The sequence below is a fragment of the Streptomyces sp. MK37H genome, from assembly GCF_018035285.1.
GTDB lineage: Bacteria > Actinomycetota > Actinomycetes > Streptomycetales > Streptomycetaceae > Streptomyces > Streptomyces endocoffeicus.
Genome location: NZ_JAAAYH010000806.1, coordinates 1 through 1,705, shown reverse-complemented (window position 1 = coordinate 1,705; position 1,705 = coordinate 1). Strand labels below are relative to the sequence as shown.

Annotated in this window: 1 protein-coding gene and 1 pseudogene; both read right to left on the bottom strand. The window is 72.4% G+C overall.

The window, feature by feature from the left end; all coding sequences use genetic code 11:
• Nucleotides 1–1,037 (bottom strand): ABC transporter ATP-binding protein (locus tag GWI24_RS44075; protein WP_247617730.1); only part of this gene is annotated, 1,037 nt, incomplete at its 3' end.
• A 142-nt stretch (nucleotides 1,038–1,179) separates the two neighbouring features.
• Nucleotides 1,180–1,705: pseudogene (locus GWI24_RS44070) on the bottom strand (hypothetical protein); the annotation flags it as partial.

The following is a 1,705-nucleotide window of genomic DNA, read 5'->3' as shown; positions in this document are numbered from 1 at the left end:
GGCAGTACGCTCCCCGGCGGGAAGCCCATCTGCTGTGCCGGAGCGCCCGGCGCATAGCCGTACGGTGCGCCCTGCGGCACCGCGCCCGGCAGCTGCTGCTGCAGGGCGGCGCGCTCGTCGATGGTCGAGCGGTAGTCCACCGCGCCCTGCGTCATCCGCATGTACGCCTCTTCCAGCGACGCCTGGTGCGGGGAGAGCTCCCACAGCCGTACGTCCGCCCCATGCGCCAGGTCGCTGATGCGCGGCAGCGGCAGCCCGGTGACCCGCAGCGCGCCGTCCTGCTCCGGCAGCACCTGGCCGCCCGCCTCGCTCAGCGCGGCGGTCAGCTTCTCGCGCTGTCCCGGGTCGCCCTCGGGGGTGCGGACGCGAGCGAAGTCCGCGGAGTTGTAGGAGATGAAGTCCTTGACGCTCATATCGGCGAGCAACTGCCCGCGCCCGATCACGATCAGATGGTCGGCGGTGAGCGCCATCTCGCTCATCAGATGGCTGGAGACGAAGACGGTGCGGCCCTCGGAGGCCAGCTGCTTCATGAAGTTGCGGACCCAGAGGATGCCCTCGGGGTCCAGGCCGTTGACCGGCTCGTCGAAGAGCAGCACCTGCGGGTCGCCGAGGAGGGCGGCCGCGATGCCCAGCCGCTGGCCCATGCCGAGCGAGAAGCCCTTGGAGCGCTTGCGTGCCACGTTCTGGAGGCCCACCACGCCCAGCACCTCGTCCACCCGGCGGGCCGGGATGCCGGACAGCTGGGCCAGGCAGAGCAGGTGCTGGCGGGCGCTGCGGCCGCCGTGCACCGCCTTGGCGTCGAGCAGCGCGCCCACCTGGCGGGGGGCGTTGGGCAGCTTGCGGAACGGGTAGCCGCCGACCGTGACATGACCGGCGGTGGGCTCGTCGAGGCCCAGGATCATCCGCATGGTGGTGGACTTGCCCGACCCGTTGGGCCCGAGAAAGCCGGTGACGGCGCCGGGCCTCACCTGGAAGGACAGGTTGTACACGGCCGTCTTGGCGCCGTAGCGCTTCGTCAGGCCGACTGCCTCGATCATTCTCCGCCCCTCATGAGCATGGGTCGGGCGTGCTCGCCCCGTGAGGGTTAGGAGGATAACGGCGTGTTGACGGTTCCCGTTACTCGGAAGATGAGAGCGCATCGTAACTCTTGGGGCCGCCGGGCCCTCCGGACCCGCCGTGCTACCCGTCCTGCGGGCAGCGGAGGAGGTCGGGCTGCGGCAGCGCCCAGCCCTCCTCCTGGAAGATCCGGGTGCCGGTTCCGCGTACGGCGGGGTCGGCGCCCGCGCGGGTGACCCAGGCGCGGGGGTCCGGGCCGAGGAGCGCGCGCAGCCGCAGTGAACCGGCGAGCAGCCGGGTGAGCAGGGCGCTCTGGTCGCCGCCGCCGGGGAGGGGGCGTTCGGTGCCGTCCGGGGACATCAGCACTCCGCGCTCGCCGACGTAGAGGTACGCACCGCGGAGCCGCTCGCCGGACGGCATGACCATCGGGTACCGGCTGCCGGGCAGCAGGACGCGGCGGTAGTTGGGGTACTCGGTGGCGTCGACGGCCGCGAGCTGCTCGGCGTCCAGCCAGCTGATGACGAGCGGGGTGCGGGCGCCGGATGCCGTGTACGGGGCGGAGGCCACGTAGCCGTACCGGCCGATGTGGGCGGAGCAACCGACCGCGATGCCGTGCACGTCGACCGGGACCATGGGGACGGTGGCCGGG